Source organism: Chryseobacterium formosum, from assembly GCF_026460885.1.
GTDB classification, from domain to species: Bacteria; Bacteroidota; Bacteroidia; order Flavobacteriales; family Weeksellaceae; genus Chryseobacterium; species Chryseobacterium formosus.
In genome coordinates, this window is the sequence record NZ_JAOVZW010000015.1 from 146,089 (window position 1) to 166,963 (window position 20,875).

The following is a 20,875-nucleotide window of genomic DNA, read 5'->3' on the forward strand; positions in this document are numbered from 1 at the left end:
TATGAAAATTAGTAAATATCCTGATAAAAACATTTGGTCTGAATTGATAAAAAGACCAGTTTTAAAAAGAGAAGAACTCACAGAAATCATTGTTGATATTTTCAAAAAAGTTCAAGAAAAGGGAGACCAGGCTCTGATTGATTTTAATAAGAAGTTCGACAAAGCTGAAGTTAAAAACATTAAGGTTTCCAATGAAGAAATAGAAAATTCAGAAAACCTCGTAAGTAAAGAATTAAAATTAGCAATTCAACAGGCAAAAGAAAATATTACAAAATTTCACGCTTCCCAAATCTCTGAAATTGAAAAGATTGAAACCACAAAAGGAGTCATTTGTTGGAGAGAAAACCGAGCGATAGAAAAAGTGGGAATCTATATTCCAGGAGGAACAGCGCCCTTATTTTCTACTGTTTTAATGCTTGCAATTCCAGCACAATTGGCTGGATGTAAAGAAATTATTTTATGTACTCCACCGGATAAAAACGGAAATATTAATACTGCAATTTTATATACAGCGAAGCTTTGTGGAGTTGAAAAAATCTTTAAAACAGGAGGCGCCCAAGCTGTTGCAGCCATGACTTTTGGTACGGAAAGCATTCCGAAAGTTTACAAAATTTTCGGACCCGGAAATCAATTTGTTGTTGCGGCAAAGGAATACTGCCAAAAGTTCGGTATTGCCATCGATATGCCTGCAGGACCGAGCGAGGTTTTGGTAATAGCCGATGAACAGGCGATTCCTGCATTTTGTGCAGCTGATTTACTTTCTCAAGCAGAACACGGAAGCGACAGTCAGGTTATTTTTCTTTCTACCGATGAGAAAATTTTTAACCAAACCATTAAAGAAGCGGAAAATCAGCTTAAAGAACTTCCAAGAAATGATTTGGCGAAAGAATCATTGAAAAACAGTCATTTTATTTTATTGAATACTATTGATGAAGCTTTGGAATTCAGTAATTTATATTCTCCAGAACATTTGATTTTAGCTTTGGAAGACTTTGAAAAATACATTCCGAAAATTCAAAATGCAGGTTCAGTATTTCTGGGAAATTATTCATGTGAAAGTGCAGGAGATTATGCTAGCGGAACCAATCATACACTTCCAACTAACGGATTTGCAAAAAATTACAGCGGAGTTTCTTTAGACAGTTTTGTGAAGAAGATTACTTTCCAGAATTTATCAAAAGAAGGACTTCAAAACTTAGGGAAAACAATAGAAATCATGGCAGAAGCAGAAGGATTATTTGCTCACAAGAATGCCGTTTCAATCCGATTAAATCAAGAAAATGAAAGAATTTAATATCAATAGTTTAGTAAGAAAAAATATCCTTGAACTGCAGCCTTACATCAGTTTCAGAGATCAAAATGAGTTTAAAGATCCTGTTTTATTGGATGCCAATGAAAGTCCGTTTGGTGAATTGAATCGTTATCCAGATTCCACGCAGAAAAAATTAAAGCAAAAACTCTCAGAAATAAAAAATATTTCATCTGATCAAATGGCAATCGGAAACGGAAGTGATGAGTTGATTGATTTAATTATTAAAGTTTTCTGTGAACCAAAAAAAGATTCAATTTTAATGATGAATCCATCATTCGCAATGTATGGATTTTACGCTTCCATTAATGAAAACAGAGTTGTCAAATTAAATTTAAATGAAAATTTTGAAATTGTAAAAGAGAATTTTTTAAATATTATAAAGGATAATCAGTTAAAAATTTTCTTTTTGTGTTCACCCAATAATCCGACAGGAAACAGTATTGATGATATTGAGTTTTACATTAAAAATTTCAAGGGAATTGTAGTTGTTGACGAAGCATATATTGAATTTTCAGGAAAAAAATCATGTATTGAATTACTGGAAAAATATCCAAATCTTGTCGTTCTTCAAACCTTTTCAAAAGCATGGGGAATGGCGGGAGCAAGAGTTGGGGTAGCTTATTCGTCTCAGGAAATTATTAAGTTAGTCAATACTGTAAAAGCGCCTTATAATGTTAATTCTTTAAGTTTAAATAAAATAATTGAAGTTATTAATAGAAAGGAGGTTGTAAATTCAAATATAGAAAATACTTTAAATGAAATTTCGTGGTTAAAAAATGAATTTCAAACGTTGAATTGTATTAAAAAAATATATCCAACCGATGCAAATTTCTTTTTAGTTCAGTTTGAAAATGTGGAAAAAATTTATGAAAACCTATTGGAAAAAGAAATTCTCACCAGCAAAAGGAGTCCTAAAATTCCAAATTGTATTCGTATAAATGTTGGAAATAGAGAAGAAAATATTCAGTTAATTAACGTCTTAAAAAGTATTGAATTATGAAAAAAGCATTATTTATAGATAGAGACGGAACATTAATTATTGAACCAAAAACTGATTTTCAAGTTGATTCTTTAGAGAAATTAGAGTTTTATCCCGGAGTTTTTCAAAACCTTTCAAAAATTGTTAAAGAGCTTGACTATGAATTGATAATGGTAACGAATCAGGATGGTTTGGGAACGAAGAGTTTTCCTTACGAAGATTTTATAAAACCTCATGAAAAAATGTTGAAAGCCTTTGAAAACGAAGGAATTATTTTCGATGATATTTTGATTGATAAGAGTTTTGAAAGCGAAAATCTAGCTACCAGAAAACCGGGAATCGGGATGTTCGGAAAATATATTTATGGGAATTATGATTTGGAAAATTCTTTTGTAATTGGGGACAGATTGACAGATATTCAGTTAGCGAAAAATTTAACTTCAAAAGCGATTTTCATTAATAAAATTCAAAATGATGATGTAGAATTGACAACAGATAGCTGGAGTGAAATTTATCAATATTTAAAGCAAATTCCACGAAAATCTAAAGTTTCAAGAAAAACAAATGAAACAGATATTGAAATTGAAGTTAATCTCAACGGAAGTGGAAAATCTGAGATCTCGACAGGTTTGTATTTTTTTGATCATATGCTTGAACAGATCTCAAAACACAGTAATTTAGATTTAAAAATTAAAGTTAATGGTGACTTACAAGTCGATGAGCATCACACGATTGAAGATACCGGAATTGTTTTAGGAGAAGCTGTTTCGAAAGCTTTAGGAAATAAAAAAGGAATTGAAAGATATGGCTTTCTGCTTCCCATGGATGATTGTCTGGCACAGGTTGCCATTGATTTTGGAGGAAGATCTTGGCTGGTTTGGAATGCAAATTTTAAAAGAGAAAAAATAGGAGATGTTCCAACGGAAATGTTTCAACACTTCTTTAAATCTTTCACCGATTCGGCGAAATGTAATGTAAATATTAAAGTGGAAGGAGAAAATGAACACCACAAGATTGAATCGATTTTCAAAGCCTTTGCAAAAGCAATAAAAATGGCTGTTAATCAAACAGATCAGAACTTTAATTTACCATCAACCAAGGGAAGTTTATAAAATGATTGCAATAATAAAATACAACGGGGGGAACGTAAATTCCGTGCAAAATGCATTGAACAGACTGGGTTCAGAATCGATTATTACAGATAATTTTGAATTAATTCAAAATGCAGATAAAGTTATTTTTCCAGGAGTTGGTGAAGCGTCTTCTACGATGAAAATTTTACAGGAAAAAGGCTTAGATCAGTTAATTCCAACTTTGAAACAACCTGTTTTGGGAATTTGTCTGGGAATGCAATTAATGTGTAAAAATAACGAAGAAGGAAATACTGTCGGAATGGGAATTTTTGATATTAATGTCAAAAAGTTTCCTGCAAAAAATATCGTTCCGCACATGGGTTGGAATACAATTTCGGATTTTAATTCAGACCTTTTTTCAGATGTAAAAGAAGAAAGCGACGTCTATTTTGTTCACAGTTTCTATTGTGAATTATCAGAAAATACAACTGCTGTCTGTGATTATATTTTGCCTTTTAGCGCGTCTTTGCAGAAAGATAATTTTTATGCGATGCAGTTTCATCCTGAAAAATCTGGTAGAATCGGAAGTCAATTATTACAACACTTTTTAAAACTTTAAGTATGAAAATTATTCCTGCAATTGACATTATCGACGGAAAATGTGTACGTCTGTCAAAAGGTGATTACGGAACAAAGAAAATTTATAATGAAAATCCTATAGAAGTTGCTAAAGAATTCGAATATTTTGGAATAAAATTTCTTCATTTAGTTGATTTGGATGGAGCAAAATCCAAACATATTGTCAATCAAAAAGTATTGGAAAATATTGCAAAAGAAACGTCTTTACAAATTGATTTCGGAGGTGGTTTGAAAACCTTAGAAGATATCGAAATTGCTTTTAATTCAGGGGCAAAACAGATTACCATCGGAAGTATTGCGGTTCAAAATCCTGAGTTTTGTTTTGATTTAATTCAAAAATTTGGATCAGAAAAAATTATTCTGGGAGCTGATTGTGAAAATAGGAAAATAAAAACTTCAGGCTGGCTGGAAGAAAGCGAGAAAGATGTTATTGATTTTATTCTCCAATATCAGAAAAAAGAGGTAAAAAATACAATCTGTACCGATATTTCAAAAGATGGAATGTTAGAAGGTCCTTCAACAGATTTATACCAAGATATTTTAGCTCAAACTTCCATTCAATTGGTTGCGAGTGGTGGAATTTCGGGTATTGAAGACGTTTACAAAATGAAAGAAATCGGATGTTCCGGAACGATCATCGGAAAAGCGATTTATGAAGGCAGAATCAGCTTAAAACAACTTCAAAATTTTATTGAGAATGCTTAAAAAGAGAATTATTCCATGTTTGGATATAAAAGATGGAACAACGGTAAAAGGAATCAATTTTGAAGGATTGAGAAATGCCGGAAATCCTATTGAACTGGCGAAAAAATATGAAAATGAAGGCGCCGATGAATTAGTTTTTCTGGATATTACAGCAACTATTGAAGAGCGAAAAACTTTTGTTGAATTGGTAAAAGAAATTGCAAAAGAACTAAGCATTCCCTTTACAGTTGGAGGCGGAATTTCGACGATCGAGGATGTCAGAAAATTACTGGAAGCGGGAGCGGATAAGATTAGTATTAATTCTTCGGCAGTTAAAAATCCACAATTAATTTCTGATTTGTCTAAGGAATTTGGAAGCCAATGCATTGTTGTTGCGATAGATACAAAGCTTATTAATCATTCGGATTGGATTCATGTAAAAGGTGGACGAGAAATTACAGATTTAAAGACTTTGGATTGGGCAAAAAAAGTAGAAGAATTGGGAGCTGGAGAAATTCTTTTAACTTCAATGGATGGAGACGGGACGAAAAATGGTTTTGATTTGAGAATAACAAAATTAATCTCTGAAAATGTAAATATTCCTGTCATTGCTTCAGGAGGAGCAGGAAATATGGCTGATTTTGAAAATGTTTTTAATAAAACAAAGGCAACAGGAGCTTTGGCTGCGAGTGTTTTTCATTTTGGAGAAGTGAAAATCCAGGATTTGAAAAGTGAATTAAAATCTAAAAAAATTGCAATACGATGAATATAAATTTTAATAAAAGTGATGATTTGGTTCCAGTCATTATTCAGGATTACAGAACGTTGCAAGTCTTGATGTTAGGCTACATGAATGAAGAAGCTTTTGAGAAAACAAAAAGTGAAGGAATTGTTACGTTTTTCAGCCGTTCAAAAAACAGACTTTGGACAAAAGGTGAGGAGTCCGGAAATTTTTTAATTGTAAAAAGTATTGATATTGATTGTGATAACGATACGATTTTAATTAAAGTGATTCCTAAAAATATAGTTTGTCATACTGGAAGTTTCAGTTGTTTTGGCGAGAAAAGTTCTAAAGGGTTTCTTTATGAATTAGAGAGAAAAATCAATCAAAGAATCGATGAAAAAACAGAAGGATCTTATACTTATTCGTTATTTCAGAGTGGGATCAATAAAGTAGCTCAAAAAGTAGGAGAGGAAGCTGTGGAATTAGTAATTGAAGCAAAAGATAGCAATGATGAGCTATTTAAAAATGAGGCTGCAGATTTGCTATATCACTTTTTGATTTTATTGAAAGCAAAAAATACGAGTTTAGAAGATATTGAAGAAATACTTTTAGTCAGAAATAAATAAGCCTGCAATTTGCAGGCTTTAAAGTTATATTATTCTATGATTACTTTTCTAACGACAGTGTGATTATTAGCTGTTATTTTTGCCAAATAAGCACCTTTTACAATACTTGAAATATTTATCTTAGACTCGTTTTCTGTCTTCAATATCGTTTGACCAGGTAAATTTATTAATTCAAAACTAAAATTTTTCACCGTTTTCGGTAGTTCAATATTTAAAAAATCTTTTGCAGGATTGGGATAAATTGATATTTCTTCAAGCTGATTTACAGAACTTTCAGCAGTAGATAAAATCGTCGTCGATGCAACGGCAAAATGTTGAAGAGCACCAACTGACGCTTTTCCAACCTTGTAAATATAAACAGGATCTGTATTGGCAAAAGTATCGTTTGCAGTGTGAGGGTAATTACTTCTAATTCTTTCAAAATATCCTGTAATCACTTCACCTTTCAATTCAAAAGGAATATAATCGGTATCTTCAGCTTCGTCAATATCAGTCAATAACGGTGAATAAAGACCTGTAAGAGTTACCAATTCCTGAGTTGCAGCAACGGAAGCAGCAGTATTGTTGGGATTTCCCCCCATATCTTCGTCACAATAAATTGTATTATTATTGTTACCCATTTTACCTCCGACCTGATCCAGATTGAAAACCAATTTGATATCCAAAACACGGTTTGTACCTTGATAAGCTACATTATTTGCATAATGAGTACTGCCTCTCAAGCCTTGTTCTTCTCCTGAGAAATGGATGAACTTGATAGAATATTCTGTTGGAACATCTTTCAAAATTCTTGCTGCCTCCAAAATAATTGAAGTTCCGCTTCCATTATCATTTACTCCAGGACCATTAATACTGTCGAAATGTCCACAGATAATTACAAATTTGTTAGGATAAACTGTTCCGGTTTTTGTAATGACAAGATTTTTCGAATTAATTGTATTTCCTCCTTGCGTATAAGAAAAAGGATCTTCTACAATCTGGTTTGTAGAATAACCGTAAGAAGCATATTTATTTTTAAGCCAATTTAATGCATTGGTATTATTTACAGAACCGGTAGTTTTAACTCCGAAATTTGAGAACTCTTGTAAATTTGTAGTAATATTAGTTTGGGTAACCTGATCTGCTCTCGTTTGATAAGCCTGAATAAAGCTTTGTGCGTTTACATTTTGAAGCCCGAGAGACAAAACAAAAATACCAAGTATTTTCTTCACTTTTTAATTTTTGCAAATGTATAAATAAAATGATTCCAAACGAAAGTAAGGAATCATTATTTTTTATTTAATAAAAAGTTTGAATTAATAAATGATTTTTTAAAAATTCAATTTATTTTTATTTATCGATAATTATTTTTTTGGTCATTGTTTCACCATCAGACTTTATTGTACAAAGATAAACTCCGTTTGGTAATTTAGACACATTAATCTTGCTTTCATTTTCATGAGTTGAAATTAATTTTCCGCTCATATCATTGATTTCAAGAGAGAAGTTTTTAATATTACTTGGAAGTTCTACATTCAGAATATCTTTAGCAGGATTAGGATAAATCTTTATTGATTCCAACTTATTTACAGCAGATTCATTAGTACTTAAAACAGAGGTTGCCACAGCAAAATGCTGAAGCGCTCCAACTGCTGCTTTCCCTACATTAAAAACATAAACAGGATCAATATTTGCAAAAGTATCATTTACAGTATGTTGATTTCCGCTCACCGGAGTTTCATAAAAACCTGTAATAATATCTCCTTTAGCTTCAAAAGGTACATAATCTGATGCATAGGCATTTGACAGAGTTGTCTGGAGAGGAGAGTACAACGTCGTGCAATTTGCCAATTGCTGAGTCATCGCAAGTGATGGTGCATTATTGGCCGTTCCTCCTGCTGAACTTTGATCGCTTTCACAAACAATCGTATTACTTGGATTTGAAATTTTCCCTCCAACCTGGTCGATATTAAAAACAACTTTCAAATTAAGTTGACGAACATTATTATTGAAAACAACATTATTCACATAATGATTACTTCCAATCAAACCTTGCTCTTCACCCGAAAAATGAATAAACTTCACCGAATATTCTGTAGGAACATCTTTCAAAATTCTTGCAGCTTCCAACAAAATTGAAGTTCCGCTTCCGTTATCGCTTACTCCTGGACCGGTAATGGTGTCGTAATGTCCACAAATGATCACGTAAATATTTGGATAAACTGTTCCTGTTTTAGTAATAATTAAATTCTTAGAAGTTGTACTTCCGTAAGTAAAAGTATCTTCTGTAATCTGGCTCGCATCGTAACCAAAAGACTGATATTTAGCTCTAAGCCAATTAAGTGTATTTGTATTGGCTGTAGAACCTGTAGTTTTCACACCGAGATTTGAAAATTCCTGAAGCAGCGTGGTAATATTCGTTTGAGTAACCTGATTGGCTCTCGTCTGATAAGCCTGAATAAAACTTTGTGCCTGCAAACCGTATGAAGCCAAAGAAAGGAGCAGAAGACCTGTTAATTTTTTCACTTTAAATGTACTACTTTTTAATATTAAGCAAATGTAGATAATAAAAAAATCCCGAGCAAAAAACCCGGGATTTATATTGATAACAAAAAATTTTACATTATTTTACTTGATCTACAACTGCTTTGAAAGCTTCAGGATAGTTCATCGCTAAATCAGCTAAAACTTTTCTGTTTAATTCAATGTTGTTCTTTTTAAGAGCTCCCATAAACTGAGAGTAAGACATTCCGTGCTCTCTAGCTCCTGCGTTGATACGCATGATCCAAAGTGATCTGAAGTTTCTCTTTTTCTCTTTTCTTCCACGGTAAGCATATTGCATTGCTTTTTGTACCGCGTTTTTAGCAACAGTCCAAACGTTCTTTCTTCTACCGAAAAAACCTTTAGCTTGTTTCATTAATTTTTTTCTGCGTGCTCTAGAAGCTACGGCATTTACTGATCTTGGCATAATTTAAATTGTTTTTTTGAAAAGGGCGGCAACTTTTGTTACTCTTTGGTGCACCGTTTCAGGGTTAAAATGTTGAATTTGTTTGAATTCTTATAAACCGAATAAGGATTTATAAAAACTACTTAATTGCTAATTGACGTTTAACGCCTTTCTCATCCACTTTAGCTACGTAAGAAGTAGTAGTAAGATTTCTCTTCTGCTTAGTTTCTTTCTTAGTTAAGATGTGGCTTTTGTAAGCGTTCTTTCTTTTGATCTTTCCAGAACCGGTAAGAGCAAAACGTTTCTTAGCACCTGATTTCGTTTTTAATTTTGGCATTGTTTGCTTTTTTATGTTTTTGTTATCAATATTTTAGCTATCGGCTAAAAGCTTTTGGCTATTAGCTTTTTGGGCGTGTCCCTCACTCGTTCATTCCGCTTCGCTGCATTCACTCATTCGGGTCGGGCTATTCATTACAAGTCCTCGCTCTTCCGCATATTCCGTCGCTTGCTGTGGGCTTTTCATTACTATCCCTCACGCAGATAATTGGTGTGCAAAATTACGAAAAATAATAATACGAAAAGAGACTTTCAAAGAAAATCTCTTTTATATATCGTAAACCAAAAATATCAAAGTCTAAAACTTCAAATATTTTGGTGTCATTAATGTATTATTTAGCCGGTTTCTTAGGACTCATCATCATAATCATTCTTTTACCTTCAAGCTTTGGTAACTGGTCTACTTTTCCAACGTGCTCCAGTTCCTGAGCCAATTTTAGAAGTAAAATTTCACCTTGATCTTTAAAGATAATAGAACGGCCTTTGAAAAATACGTAGGTTTTCAATTTTGAACCTTCTTCCAAAAACTTTTCAGCATGTTTTTTCTTAAAATCATAATCGTGTTCATCAGTTTGAGGTCCGAAGCGAATCTCTTTAACGACAACTTTGATTTGTTTTGCTTTAAGTTCTTTTGTCTTTTTCTTTTGCTCGTATAAAAACTTTTTATAGTCTAATATTCTCGCAATAAACGGTTCAGCTTTATCTGAAATTACAACCAAGTCAAGTTCCTGTTCTTTGGCAATCTGTCTTGCTTTATCGATAGGGAAAATTCCTGGCTCTACGTTATCGCCCACCAAACGAAGTTCTCTTACGCGAATCTTATCGTTTATCATGTGTAAGTCCTCTTGTACAGGACGTCTTTGTGGGCCTCTGTTGTTAAATCGTTGTGCTATTGTATTAAATTTTATTGGTTAACTTTCTATTTAAATAATTTTGAATGATATTATTCTCATTCAAAATAACTCTTCGGGTTTAAGCTTGATACTCAACTCCGGTTTTTGATGCTTCTTTGAAATAAGTAACAAAATCTTCAAGACTCATTACTCCAAGATCTCCTTCACCACGTCTTCTTACAGAAATTGTGCCATCCTTCTCCTCATTTTCTCCTACTACAAGCATGAATGGAATCTTTTTCAATTCTGCATCACGGATTTTTTTACCCGTTTTTTCATTTCTGTCGTCAATCAGACCGCTAATATCGTGATTTTCTAAAAGTTGTGAAACTTTTTTAGCATAATCTACATATTTTTCACTGATTGGCAATATTGTAAACTGATCCGGAGCCAACCACAATGGGAAATCTCCGGCAGTATTTTCTAATAATATAGCAATGAAACGTTCCATAGAACCAAATGGTGCTCTGTGAATCATTACTGGTCTGTGTTTTTCGTTATCGCTTCCAACGTAAGTAAGATCAAATCTTTCCGGTAAATTATAATCCACCTGAATTGTTCCCAACTGCCATTTTCTTCCCAAAGCATCTTTCACCATGAAATCTAATTTTGGACCGTAGAATGCAGCTTCACCATATTCCGTCACGGTATTCAATCCTTTTTCTTTAGCGGCAGTTACAATTGCATTTTCAGCTTTTTCCCAGTTTTCATCGCTTCCGATATACTTTTCAGTATTTTCCGGATCTCTTAATGAAATTTGAGCCGTAAAATCAGCAAAACCTAATGAGCCGAAAACGTAAAGAACCAAATCAATCGTTTTCTTAAACTCATCCATCAACTGATCTGGAGTACAGAAAAGGTGCGCATCGTCCTGAGTAAATCCACGAACTCTCGTTAAGCCGTGAAGTTCTCCACTTTGTTCATATCTGTAAACAGTACCAAACTCTGCATATCTTTTAGGCAAATCTCTGTAGCTCCATTGTGAAGTTTTATAAATCTCACAGTGATGCGGACAGTTCATTGGTTTCAGCATAAATTCTTCTCCTTCATTTGGAGTTTTAATGGGCTGAAAACTATCTGCTCCATATTTATCCCAGTGTCCTGAAGTTACATACAATTCTTTTGCTCCAATGTGAGGAGACATTACAAATTCGTAACCACCTTTTTTCTGGGCATCAGATAGGAAATTTTCTAATTTTTTTCTCAAAGCTGTACCTTTTGGCAACCAAAGCGGTAAACCTGCACCTACTTTTTCTGAGAAAGCAAAAATTCCTAATTCTTTACCTAATTTTCTATGATCTCTTCTTTTTGCCTCTTCTAATAACTCAAGATATTCTGTCAGTTCTTTCTGTTTAGGGAAAGAAATACCATATACTCTTGTCAATTGAGGATTTTTCTCATTTCCTCTCCAATAAGCACCTGCAGCATTCAAAACTTTAAAAGCTTTTACAATGGATGCATTTGGAATGTGACCTCCACGACAAAGATCTGTAAAGTTATCGTGTGTAACAAAAGTGATTTCACCGTCATTAAGATTAGAAATCAAGTCAACTTTGTAAGGATTGTCAGCATATGTTTTTAAAGCTTCTTCTTTAGAAACCGGGTATAATGAGAATGTTGATCCTTTTTTAGCGTTTTCTAAAACTTTCTTTTCGATTTTTTCGAAATCTTTATCAGATAAACTTTCGTCTCCGAAATCTACATCATAATAAAAACCGTTTTCGATAGCTGGACCAATTGTTAACTTAGCATTAGGAAAAAATTCAAGGATAGCCTGCGCCAAAAGATGGGCAGAAGAATGCCAGAAAGCTTTCTTTCCAAGATCATCATTCCAGGTTAATAGCTGTACCGTAGAATCTGTGGTTATAGGCGTGGTAATTTCGACTTGTGTGCCGTTTACAACTGCGGAAATGGTATTTCTAGCCAATCCCTCGCTTATAGATTTTGCCACATCTAAAGGAGTAACTTCTCCTTCAAATTCCTTGACGCTATTGTCTGGAAGTGTAATTTTTATCATTGTTTACTAAGAAATTTTAAGTTGCAAAAATACGCATTTTTTACGTCTTTAAGAAATACTGATGGTATATTTCGCGAAAAATGCAATTTATTTTAAAATTTTGCGTTTGTTAAAATTAAATTTTCAAAATTTGATTTACTTCTAAACAAAAAAATACTAAGCTTTCACTTAGTATTATCTGTTTTTCCTGATTTGTTTTTTGAAGATTTCTGAACGTCTTCTTTATCAACATCCGGCGGATTTTGTTTTTCTGATGAAGCAGGAATATCACGAAAATCTTCATTCTGCTTTTTTGTTTCTGCTGAATTGGCAGAGTCTTTCTTTTTTTTATCGTCTTTTGAATCCATAGTTTTGAATTTTAGAGTCCAAGAACGCCGAGTTTCCCGGTTTGATCTTCTATTTTATAATTCAAAGCCTTTGCCAAAACGAAAATATTATTAAGATTTTCCATTAATTGTTGGTGTCCTTCACCTCTCAGTTTGTTTTGATCAACAGATTTTATAGCAGTTTGTTTTGCTTTATTCTGAACATTTTTAATATCCTGTTCAGAAATTCTATTGATAAAAGAATCATCTAAAGACTGAATTTCCACGCTTGGTACAATTCTAATTTCTGCATTCGGAAGGTCTGTAATTATAAGTTTTTTATTAATAGAATCTACTTCCATTTTCATTTTATTCAAATCATAAGAAACCTGCGCATTCGTTTTGGTATAAGTAATAATACTATTGCTCGTCATTTCTTTCCCAAGAAATTCATAGCCGAATTTTGTTTTTTGCATTGCAGAAAAATCCTGTTCCAAAACAACCATTTTATTCATTTTGGAAATCTGATTGGTCAGAATATAATAATCTGACTTTTCAGTTTTTTCAGTTGGTTTAAAGCAAGATTTGAAGCTGAAGAACAGAATCAACATCAGCAGAATTCCTCCAACAAACGGAATAATTAATCTTAAATTTTTCAATTTTCTTTTTTAAATATTTCTCTGATTACCGATGGGTCATCTTTTTTCAAGATTTCAACAAGATCTCTTTCAATATAACCACTTGTCGGCATTTCAATAATTCTTCCAATTTCCTTGCCATATTTTTGAACAATGATTGTAGGAACTTTAGAAACATTATATTTTGATTCTTCTCCGTTTGGAGATTCTTTCTTACGATTCACCGCAATAATCGTCATTCTGGAATCCGGATATTTTACTTCTTCCAAAATTTTCATCAGTCTTGGAAAATCACGGTGACTGTCTTCACACCATGTTCCTATAAAAACGATAAGATCATAAGTCGTAATTTTATTTTTTTTCAGTTCACTTACTGCTTTCTGATCTATTTGATATTCGTTAAATTCCTTTGTGTACCATTCTGAATATGGCTCTTTAACGAACTGGTCTTTCAACTGTGCTCCCAAAAGCATTTTTCCGTCATTAGTAGTTTCCACTTCACGGTTTACCACCGCTTTTTGAGCAGAAAACTGTTGTGCAGTAACAGTCAACACTGAAACGGTAAAAATATTCGTAATTAATTTTTTACAAATCATATTTCTATTATTTTTCATTGTATTAGTGAATCTTTGATTTCATCTATTTTTCAATTATTGTTTTTAAATCTGCAGGAGAGTAATATTTGTTTTTTAAAACTTTATGGTCAGTTTTTCGGTAAACATTAAATTTTTCTCCTGATTTTTCATAGAAAGATTCGACTCCTTTCGCTGCATAAAACTCAACGGTTTCATTCGCCTGTTCTTCATTATCACAAGCTTTAGACATATTAGAACGCTGAACTTCATTGAATAATTCAACAAATTTATCCCCCAAACCGAATTCTAAAACCGCACCGCTTAAAACATATTGCAAATCACATAAAGCATCAGCAATTTCTACAATATTATTATCAGCAATTGCTTGTTTTAATTCGTTTAATTCTTCCTGCAAAAGTTCAACTCTAAGGTTACATCTTTCCTGAGAAGGAATTTGCGGAGTATCTAAAATAGGTGCTTTAAAGGTTGTGTGGAATTCTGCTACTTGGTTCAGGCTGTCAATTTTATCCATGAAATTTATTATTTAAGGCAAATATAAAAAAGATAAATGATAATTTATGAATGATAAATGATGACAAATTCAAAGATGTCAATTATCATCTATTAATTATCATTCATAGAAAAAGCTGCTCGTTTCCGAACAGCCTTCCTATCTCAAGGTTAATTAAGATGGTAATTAGTTTTTAATAAATCTTTTTGTGATTTCTCCAACCTGAATCATATAAGCTCCTTTTACAAGATTACTTACATTTACGGAACCTCTTTCCAATTTTCCAGAATTGATTAGTTTTCCTGCCATATCGAAGATTTTATAATCATCACTTATTGCATTCGATACATTTAAAATATCTTTTGCTGGATTTGGATATAATTTAAGATCAGTAATTAAATCTTTAGTATTAAAATCGTCACCTCTTCCTGATGAAACAATATTTAAAGTATAATCTTCAACCTGTCCGTAAGTATAAGATCCGCAAGATGATGAAGGAACAGAGTTGTACTGCATCATCACTCTCATTCTGGTTGTTCCAAGAGTTGCAGTTGATGGAATTGTGATCGAACCTGTTACCGGAGTTGTCTGTGAACCTGTTTTTGTCCAAACTAATTCTCCGCTGTCTGTGAAATCACCATCTTTATTGTAATCAATGTAAACCGCATACGCTTCATTATATTTGGTCGAAGTCCAAACCGGTGTTACAGAAATCGTATAAGCTGTTCCTCTGGTAACATTTGTAGAAACTGAAGTGAAGTTTTCGTAACCTGCAGTTCCTGTTGAAGTATTGTTAATCGTTCCGAATTTTACATTTCCAATTCTTTCATCTGCTGTATTGGTCGCAGTTGCCGAACAATAAGTTACCGCGCTTCCGGCAAGAGTTGTCACAGAAACCGTATTGCTGGAAACTGAATTATTTCCTGCCGCATCTTTAGCTTTAACCGTGAAACTATATGTTGTAGAAGGCGTTAAACTTGTTACAGAATAAGAAGTCGTTGTCGAAGAACCAATTAATGAAGTACCTTGGTAAACATCATAACCTGTTACCGCAACATTGTCTGTCGCTCCAGACCAAGAAAGATTCGTTGTAGTAGAAGTTGTTCCTGAAGCCGCCAAAGTTGGCGCAGTTGGTGGAGTAGTATCTGTAGTTACAGAACCAGCATTTACTGTAATATTCGCATTATTTACATCAAAGAAAATATGATTAGAACCTTTTACCATAATTCTTCCTGTAGTTGTAGAAGTATTTGGAATTGTTACCGCTTGAGAACCATCATTCGGAGTTCCGGAAAGTAGAGTAGTCCAAGTATTTCCGCTGTCTGTAGACCAAAGAATATCAACGTTGGCTGCATTTACTCCGTTTGCAGTAGTTCCTGCAACATTCCAAGTTATTGTTTGAGAAGTTCCTCCCGAATAAGTGGTTGCAGTATTTTGAGAACTTACACTAAATGGCCCTGCTGTTCCGTTTACTGTAATTACTGCATCGTCAGAATTATTCCCAGAACCTCCCGCTCTGTTATCACGAACCGTAAATCTAAAATTATAAGTCCTCGCAACATTTGATAATGCTTCAACTGTAATTTCTGAACCAGCTGTCGTCGTTGCTCCCGTTAAAACTGAAGCCATTCTTGGGAAATATCTTGTAGGAGTCGTTTGTGGAGTCCAAGATCTGAAAGTAGGCCCTGTTGCTTTTGTAGCACTTGCTGCAGAACTTGCTCCCGTTTGAGAAGATGAAGCGTTATTCATCTGTTCCCAAATATAAGTTAAAGAATCTCCATTCGCATCGGTTCCTGAACCGGTTAACATAAATGGTGTTCCTTTTGGAATGGTATAATCTGAACCCGCATTCGCTGTAGGAATAGCATTTCCTGTATTTGTGCTTGTTGGGCAAGTTTTAGCTTTAATATTATCCGTAATCTGCTGAATACTTACCGCATGAAAAAACGAATCTGAATGCGCCTGGATATCCTGACCTGTAATTCCCGCATATCCCATAATCGTAGATCCTGAGCCCGGCTCCATATTAACACCTGTTCCTTCGTTAGAATGAGAGAAAGTGTGGTTTCCGCCGAACTGGTGTCCTAATTCATGAGCAACATAATCAATATCGAAATTATCTCCTGAAGGAATTCCGTCTGCCGGAGAGGTATAACCGCTTCCTTTTGATCCGTTCACACAAACACACCCGATACAGCCTGCATTTCCGCCACCTCCGGAAGCTCCGAATAAATGCCCTACATCATAATTTGCTTCACCAATTACCGAAGTTAAAGTTGATTGCAGTTGAGAATTCCAGTTGTTCATTTGCGCAGCAGCAGAATAGGGGTCTGTAGAAGCGTTCGTATAAATTACTGCATCATTATTAGCAATTAAAACCATTCTTGCCGAAAAATCTTTTTCAAAAACTCCGTTTACACGGGTCATTGTATTATTCATGGCAGCTAAGGCAAGTGCTTTTGTTCCTCCAAAATAGGTTGTATATTCTCCCGTTGAAGATAGTGCAAGTCTGAAAGTTCTTAATTTTGCATCATCCGCATTTGGTCTTGCCTGAAGATTATCAATGCTTGAAACTCCTTTCTGAGCAACGTCAATTACGGTACATTCAAATTTGTTTAAATCATCTTTTTTGTCTGATTTTTTATAAACAACATACGTTGAAAGATCTTTAGAATAAGGCTCAATGAAAACCGCTGATTTATCTCCATAAATTTCCATCGACGATAATCCTAACGGAGAAATACTGAAATATACTGTGGAATTTGAATCGCCAAAACTTTCTCCTATATAAGATTTGATATCCGGATATCTTGCAGCTAGTTGAGGATCAAAATTAGAATTTTCTCTTACTTTGAAATTTTCCATTTTTCCATCAGAATTTGGGAAAGAAATAATGATTTCTGATTTTTCTCCTATTGCTAATCTTTTTGGAGCTTTTTCTAAAGCATTTTTCAACCCGTTGATATCTAAACTATAGATTTTCGGATTAATGATGGAAGATTTGTTTTCAAAAGTTTCTGAATTAGTTTTTCTGGAAGTTTCAGACCAAAGATGGTCTGTCTGTGCGAAAGAAATGCCTGAAATCAACATTCCAATCACCAATAGTTGTTTTTTCATATAATATCTATTTTGATTGTGGAATACCAAAGCTAATAAAAATTATATTACGAAAAACAAAATTATTTAAGAAAATTTTAGATAATACCAATAAAATAATATGCAATACACTCAATATACATTAAAATATTTCTCTATAAAATGAAAATAGCATACGAAAATCTCGTATGCTATTGCTATTTCTTATATAAAAGTGAATTATTACATCAATTACTTTGTAATATCTCTACCGATAACCAATCTTTGGATTTCAGAAGTACCTTCTCCAATTGTACACAATTTAGAATCTCTGTAGTATTTTTCAGCAGGGAAATCTTTTGTATAACCGTAACCTCCAAAAATCTGAACTGCATTGTTAGAAATTCTTACACAAGCTTCAGAAGCATACAATTTTGCCATTGCACCTTCTCTTGTCATTTTCTGTTTTGCATTTTTCAAAGTAGAAGCTCTTTGGATCAATAATTCTGCAGCATCAATTTCTGTCGCCATATCTGCCAACATAAAATTAATTGCCTGGAAATCTGAAATTGATTTTCCAAACTGTTTTCTTTCTTTAGCATATTTTAAAGCAGCTTTATAAGCTCCTTTTGCTGTACCTAAACTCAATGCAGCAATAGAGATTCTACCTCCGTCAAGAATTTTCATTGCCTGTTTGAAACCTTCACCAACTTCACCTAAACGATTTGCATCTGAAACACGAACATTATCAAAAATAAGTTCGGCAGTTTCTGAAGCTCTCATTCCAAGTTTGTTTTCTTTTTTACCAGAAGTGAAACCAGCCATTCCTTTTTCTAAAACGAAAGCTGTAGAGTTATTTTTAGCACCGATTTCTCCAGTTCTTGTCATTACAACAGCAATATCACCAGAAATTGCGTGAGTGATAAAGTTTTTAGCACCGTTAATAACCCATTCGTCACCGTCTTTTACTGCAGTAGTAGACATTCCACCTGAATCTGAACCCGTGTTGTGTTCTGTCAATCCCCAAGCTCCGATTACTTTTCCGGTAGCTAATTGTGGAAGCCATTTGTTTCTTTGCTCTTCGTTTCCAAATTCATAAATATGATTGGTACAAAGTGAGTTGTGTGCTGCAACCGAAAGACCGATTGATGGGTCAACCTGAGAAATTTCATCTAGAATAGCAACATATTCGTGATAACCAAGACCAGAACCTCCATATTGCTCAGGAATTACAATTCCCATGAAACCCATATCACCTAACTGGTGAAAAAGTTCTTTAGGAAAAGTCTGACTTTCGTCCCATTCCATAATATTGGGTCTGATGTTCTTTTCAGCAAATTCCTTTGCTGTTTCCGCGATCATTTTAATGTTGTTAATCGTTTCTGTGTTCATATTACATTATACTTATGCGCCAAAGATACTTAAATTGCCGAAATACGAAAATTATTTATTATTAAGATGCAATACTATAATTAAGTTATTAATTTACAATAAATTATATTTCAACAATTAACATAATATTAATGAGATTCTTTGGTTTTCAATATATAAATTTCATACTTTAGCCGTCCAATTTTTACTAAATGAAAAAACTTTTACTTCCTATATTTTTAATATCTGCATCTGTTTCAGCTCAGATTCCTGCAGGATATTATGATGGAACTACAGGATTAACAGGCTATGCATTAAAATCAAAACTTCATGATATCATATCTTCAAAAAACATCAATTGGCATTATGGTGATTTGACAAATTATTATAATCAAACTGATTTAGATATATATTATGATCACGGACCTTCGAATACAACTATTTTATTAGATATGTATTCTGAAATTCCTTCCGGACCCGATGCTTACGAATATACAACAGCAAACATTATTGGATCTGCCGGAGCAGAAGGACTAGGATGGAATAGAGAGCACATGATGCCTCAAAGCACTTTTTACAGTAACTATCCAATGTATTCAGATTTGTTTTATGTTGTTCCGACCGATGCAAGAATCAATCAGTTAAGAAGTAATTACCCTTACGGAATTGCAGGGGCAACAAATTATTACACTTTTACAAATACTTCAAAAATCTCAAATAGCGCAATCCCTAATTATGTTTACACAGGTCGTGTTTACGAACCAATTAATGAGTTTAAAGGAGATGTAGCAAGAAGTTTATTATATTTTGCGGTAAGATATGAAGGAAAATTGGGCAGTTTTAATTATAACAACAGCGCAAATCCGGCTTCCGACACCAATCCATTAGATGGAACCGAAGAGAGATCTTTTGAACCTGCATATATTGCAATGCTTCTTCAATGGCATCAGCAAGATCCTGTTTCTCAAAGGGAAATTGATAGGAATAACTCGGTTTATAATTTACAGAAAAACAGAAATCCGTTTATTGATAACCCAATTTGGGTGAATGCAATTTGGGGGCAAACTCCAGATTCTGTGGCACCGTCAAATCCAAGTAATTTAACGGTAAGTCAAAACAGTGCTTATTTTACAACATTAACTTGGATACCAAGTACAAGCACAGATGTAATTGGGTACAAAATTTATCAGAACGGAACTTTAATTGGCTCTTCAAAAGGAAATTCTTTCAGCGCAGACCATTTAACGCCTTCTACAGCTTATACTTACACTGTTAAAGCTTATGATAACGGATATTTACTTTCTGGAGATAGCAATATAGCTTCAGCAACAACTTTAGCAACAGATATTTACGCCAAAGATTTGATCGTGACAAAATATCTTGAAGGAACATCTAATAATAAAGCAATTGAAATCACCAATAAAACAGGTCATGCCGTCAATTTAAATGATTACAGATTATCAATTCAGTTTCCGAGTGGAAGCAATTATTATTTTCCGGCACCTTTTGAATTAGACGGAACTGTTCAGAACAATGAAACTTTTGTAATTCTAAACCCTGAGGCTAATTTTTCTTGTTTTACAATTAATCAGGCGAAATTTGTTACTGCAGCTCCGCAAATGACATATTCAGGAAGTCAATATTTAGAATTGCGATATAAATCTACAACAGTGGATGCAATCGGAGTTTCCTCACAGAATAACTCTTCGGTTTTAGGAAATGTTTCATTATATAGAAAAGCAGCAATCAACCAACCTGCAACTACTTTTGATATTGCAGAATGGGATTCTTATGCAAGCAATTACTGTCAGAATTTAGGAACACTTGCAACTTCTGAATCTGAATTATTAGCTGCAAAAGAACTAAAAATTTATCCAAATCCTGTTAATGAAAGCATTTTTGTTAGTGGAACAACTGAAAATATTCAGACAGCACAAGTTTTAGATTTTTCAGGGAAATTAATTTACACAGAGAAAACTCCATTTAAATACAAGAAGAATATTTCTGTTCAGAATTTAAAAAAAGGTTCTTATTTATTAAAACTTGATAATAAAGTGTATCAGTTCATCAAAAAATAAGTTTAAATACTATAATAATTTTACGAAGACTTTGCTTACAATCAGGCAAAGTCTTTTTTATTTAAATTGAACAAAATTATAAGCTTAAAACCTAATATTTTCTTTATATAAGT

At 33.5% G+C, this 20,875-nt stretch carries 20 protein-coding genes; 8 read left to right on the forward strand and 12 right to left on the reverse strand.

Annotated features, from left to right (window positions below):
* Position 1: 1 nt before the first annotated feature.
* From hisD to hisIE, 7 genes are read left to right on the forward strand one after another with little or no spacing between them, the layout of a single operon-like run.
* Entirely contained in the window at positions 2–1,294 is a 1,293-nt protein-coding gene (hisD, locus tag OF897_RS13085) for a histidinol dehydrogenase (RefSeq protein ID WP_267266134.1), read from the forward strand.
* Positions 1,281–2,312, forward strand: coding sequence for a histidinol-phosphate transaminase (gene hisC / locus OF897_RS13090; protein WP_267266135.1), 1,032 nt, complete (start codon positions 1,281–1,283; stop codon positions 2,310–2,312). The genes hisD and hisC overlap by 14 nt, the downstream gene beginning before the upstream one ends.
* On the forward strand, positions 2,309–3,403 hold the full coding sequence (gene hisB, locus OF897_RS13095; RefSeq protein ID WP_267266136.1) for a bifunctional histidinol-phosphatase/imidazoleglycerol-phosphate dehydratase HisB: 1,095 nt from the start codon (positions 2,309–2,311) through the stop codon (positions 3,401–3,403). The genes hisC and hisB overlap by 4 nt, the downstream gene beginning before the upstream one ends.
* Position 3,404: 1 nt before the next feature.
* Positions 3,405–3,983, forward strand: a complete 579-nt coding sequence (hisH, locus tag OF897_RS13100; RefSeq protein ID WP_267266137.1) for an imidazole glycerol phosphate synthase subunit HisH — start codon at positions 3,405–3,407, stop codon at positions 3,981–3,983.
* Positions 3,984–3,985: 2 nt separating this feature from the next.
* A complete protein-coding gene (hisA, locus tag OF897_RS13105; protein WP_267266138.1) occupies positions 3,986–4,708 on the forward strand; it encodes a 1-(5-phosphoribosyl)-5-[(5-phosphoribosylamino)methylideneamino]imidazole-4-carboxamide isomerase in 723 nt (240 codons plus the stop codon).
* Positions 4,701–5,453 carry an imidazole glycerol phosphate synthase subunit HisF gene (gene hisF / locus OF897_RS13110; protein WP_267266139.1) on the forward strand — a complete coding sequence of 251 codons (753 nt, stop codon included), beginning with the start codon at positions 4,701–4,703 and terminating at the stop codon, positions 5,451–5,453. Before hisA ends, hisF begins: the two co-directional genes overlap by 8 nt.
* Positions 5,450–6,037, forward strand: coding sequence for a bifunctional phosphoribosyl-AMP cyclohydrolase/phosphoribosyl-ATP diphosphatase HisIE (hisIE, locus tag OF897_RS13115; RefSeq protein ID WP_267266140.1), 588 nt, complete (start codon positions 5,450–5,452; stop codon positions 6,035–6,037). Before hisF ends, hisIE begins: the two co-directional genes overlap by 4 nt.
* A 29-nt stretch (positions 6,038–6,066) precedes the next feature.
* Here hisIE and OF897_RS13120 read toward each other — a convergent pair whose 3' ends face one another.
* The 12 genes from OF897_RS13120 to OF897_RS13175 all read right to left on the reverse strand — a co-directional run bounded on the left by OF897_RS13120 (position 6,067) and on the right by OF897_RS13175 (position 18,705).
* Positions 6,067–7,248, reverse strand: coding sequence for a M28 family peptidase (locus OF897_RS13120; RefSeq protein ID WP_267266141.1), 1,182 nt, complete (start codon positions 7,246–7,248; stop codon positions 6,067–6,069).
* Between the two features lie 118 nt (positions 7,249–7,366).
* Complete coding sequence (locus tag OF897_RS13125; RefSeq protein WP_267266142.1) at positions 7,367–8,542, reverse strand: M28 family peptidase; 1,176 nt, start codon at positions 8,540–8,542, stop codon at positions 7,367–7,369.
* Positions 8,543–8,639: 97 nt separating this feature from the next.
* Positions 8,640–8,984, reverse strand: coding sequence for a 50S ribosomal protein L20 (gene rplT / locus OF897_RS13130; RefSeq protein WP_047444038.1), 345 nt, complete (start codon positions 8,982–8,984; stop codon positions 8,640–8,642).
* 118 nt (positions 8,985–9,102) lie between these two features.
* Positions 9,103–9,300: a 50S ribosomal protein L35 gene (gene rpmI, locus OF897_RS13135; protein ID WP_230669123.1), complete on the reverse strand. Its 198-nt coding sequence runs from the start codon at positions 9,298–9,300 to the stop codon at positions 9,103–9,105.
* Between the two features lie 331 nt (positions 9,301–9,631).
* Entirely contained in the window at positions 9,632–10,132 is a 501-nt protein-coding gene (gene infC / locus OF897_RS13140) for a translation initiation factor IF-3 (protein WP_115596428.1), read from the reverse strand.
* A 139-nt stretch (positions 10,133–10,271) separates the two neighbouring features.
* Positions 10,272–12,209, reverse strand: coding sequence for a threonine--tRNA ligase (thrS, locus tag OF897_RS13145; RefSeq protein ID WP_267266143.1), 1,938 nt, complete (start codon positions 12,207–12,209; stop codon positions 10,272–10,274).
* A 164-nt stretch (positions 12,210–12,373) separates the two neighbouring features.
* Complete coding sequence (locus OF897_RS13150; protein WP_267266144.1) at positions 12,374–12,556, reverse strand: hypothetical protein; 183 nt, start codon at positions 12,554–12,556, stop codon at positions 12,374–12,376.
* 11 nt (positions 12,557–12,567) lie between these two features.
* On the reverse strand, positions 12,568–13,173 hold the full coding sequence (locus OF897_RS13155; RefSeq protein ID WP_267266145.1) for a DUF4230 domain-containing protein: 606 nt from the start codon (positions 13,171–13,173) through the stop codon (positions 12,568–12,570).
* Positions 13,170–13,748 carry a TlpA family protein disulfide reductase gene (locus OF897_RS13160; RefSeq protein ID WP_267266146.1) on the reverse strand — a complete coding sequence of 193 codons (579 nt, stop codon included), beginning with the start codon at positions 13,746–13,748 and terminating at the stop codon, positions 13,170–13,172. The genes OF897_RS13155 and OF897_RS13160 overlap by 4 nt, the downstream gene beginning before the upstream one ends.
* Positions 13,749–13,791: 43 nt before the next feature.
* Complete coding sequence (locus tag OF897_RS13165; protein ID WP_267266147.1) at positions 13,792–14,259, reverse strand: nucleoside triphosphate pyrophosphohydrolase family protein; 468 nt, start codon at positions 14,257–14,259, stop codon at positions 13,792–13,794.
* 165 nt (positions 14,260–14,424) lie between these two features.
* Positions 14,425–17,355 (reverse strand): reprolysin-like metallopeptidase, encoded by a 2,931-nt coding sequence (locus OF897_RS13170; protein WP_267266148.1) that lies wholly within the window; start codon positions 17,353–17,355, stop codon positions 14,425–14,427.
* A gap of 210 nt (positions 17,356–17,565) precedes the next feature.
* The gene (locus OF897_RS13175) at positions 17,566–18,705 is read right to left on the reverse strand and encodes an acyl-CoA dehydrogenase family protein (RefSeq protein WP_267266149.1); all 1,140 of its coding nucleotides are present in this window, start codon (positions 18,703–18,705) and stop codon (positions 17,566–17,568) included.
* Positions 18,706–18,896: 191 nt separating this feature from the next.
* Here OF897_RS13175 and OF897_RS21605 point away from each other — a divergent pair, with 191 nt between their 5' ends.
* A complete protein-coding gene (locus OF897_RS21605) occupies positions 18,897–20,762 on the forward strand; it encodes an endonuclease (protein WP_323809059.1) in 1,866 nt (621 codons plus the stop codon).
* Positions 20,763–20,875: the final 113 nt, after the last annotated feature.

Bases quoted from the DNA above. Each gene is read 5' to 3' on its own strand.
- hisD (WP_267266134.1), top strand. From the start codon at position 2: ATGAAAATTAGTAAATATCCTGATAAAAACATTTGGTCTGAATTGATA.
- hisC (WP_267266135.1), top strand. From the start codon at position 1,281: ATGAAAGAATTTAATATCAATAGTTTAGTAAGAAAAAATATCCTTGAA.
- hisB (WP_267266136.1), top strand. From the start codon at position 2,309: ATGAAAAAAGCATTATTTATAGATAGAGACGGAACATTAATTATTGAA.
- hisH (WP_267266137.1), top strand. From the start codon at position 3,405: ATGATTGCAATAATAAAATACAACGGGGGGAACGTAAATTCCGTGCAA.
- hisA (WP_267266138.1), top strand. From the start codon at position 3,986: ATGAAAATTATTCCTGCAATTGACATTATCGACGGAAAATGTGTACGT.
- hisF (WP_267266139.1), top strand. From the start codon at position 4,701: ATGCTTAAAAAGAGAATTATTCCATGTTTGGATATAAAAGATGGAACA.
- hisIE (WP_267266140.1), top strand. From the start codon at position 5,450: ATGAATATAAATTTTAATAAAAGTGATGATTTGGTTCCAGTCATTATT.
- rplT (WP_047444038.1), bottom strand. From the start codon at position 8,984: ATGCCAAGATCAGTAAATGCCGTAGCTTCTAGAGCACGCAGAAAAAAA.
- rpmI (WP_230669123.1), bottom strand. From the start codon at position 9,300: ATGCCAAAATTAAAAACGAAATCAGGTGCTAAGAAACGTTTTGCTCTT.
- infC (WP_115596428.1), bottom strand. From the start codon at position 10,132: ATGATAAACGATAAGATTCGCGTAAGAGAACTTCGTTTGGTGGGCGAT.
- thrS (WP_267266143.1), bottom strand. From the start codon at position 12,209: ATGATAAAAATTACACTTCCAGACAATAGCGTCAAGGAATTTGAAGGA.
- OF897_RS13150 (WP_267266144.1), bottom strand. From the start codon at position 12,556: ATGGATTCAAAAGACGATAAAAAAAAGAAAGACTCTGCCAATTCAGCA.
- OF897_RS13160 (WP_267266146.1), bottom strand. From the start codon at position 13,748: ATGATTTGTAAAAAATTAATTACGAATATTTTTACCGTTTCAGTGTTG.
- OF897_RS13165 (WP_267266147.1), bottom strand. From the start codon at position 14,259: ATGGATAAAATTGACAGCCTGAACCAAGTAGCAGAATTCCACACAACC.
- OF897_RS13170 (WP_267266148.1), bottom strand. From the start codon at position 17,355: ATGAAAAAACAACTATTGGTGATTGGAATGTTGATTTCAGGCATTTCT.
- OF897_RS13175 (WP_267266149.1), bottom strand. From the start codon at position 18,705: ATGAACACAGAAACGATTAACAACATTAAAATGATCGCGGAAACAGCA.
- OF897_RS21605 (WP_323809059.1), top strand. From the start codon at position 18,897: ATGAAAAAACTTTTACTTCCTATATTTTTAATATCTGCATCTGTTTCA.